The 394-nt window shown below is 65.7% G+C and carries 1 protein-coding gene and 1 pseudogene; both read left to right on the top strand.

Annotated features, from left to right (window positions below):
- Nucleotides 1–30 precede the first annotated feature (30 nt).
- Nucleotides 31–333 (top strand): helix-turn-helix transcriptional regulator, encoded by a 303-nt coding sequence (locus LPA54_RS41395; protein WP_228985528.1) that lies wholly within the window; start codon nucleotides 31–33, stop codon nucleotides 331–333.
- Nucleotides 330–394, top strand: a pseudogene (locus LPA54_RS42795) (VOC family protein); the annotation flags it as partial. The gene LPA54_RS41395 and the pseudogene LPA54_RS42795, both read left to right, overlap by 4 nt.

The following is a 394-nucleotide window of genomic DNA, read 5'->3' as shown; positions in this document are numbered from 1 at the left end:
GGCAAGTGACGACTTGCCTATAGTGGGGGCATGTCCGACGACCTCTTCAAAGCTCTGGCGGACGGAACCCGCCGCACGATCCTCGACGAGCTGACGGAGAAGTCCGGACAGACACTGTTCGAGATCTGTGCGCGCCTGAGCATGAAGCACGGGCTCGGCATCTCACGTCAGGCGGTGTCGCAGCACCTCGCCGTCCTGGAGGCCGCCGGGCTCGTCGAGACCCGGCGGGAGGGCCGGTGCAAGTTCCACGACCTGAATGTCGCGCCGCTGCGGCACATCACCGAGCGCTGGCTCGGCCCCCGTATCCCCGGATCGGAGAAGGACCCCACATGAAGATCCACCTCACCAGCGTCTTCGTCGACGACCAGGCGAAGGCCCTGCGCTTCTACACCGA

Source organism: Streptomyces sp. DH12, assembly GCF_020873895.1.
Classification (GTDB): Bacteria; Actinomycetota; Actinomycetes; order Streptomycetales; family Streptomycetaceae; genus Streptomyces.
Note: the sequence above shows the minus strand (reverse complement) of the source record. Positions and strands in the feature narration are given on the sequence as shown.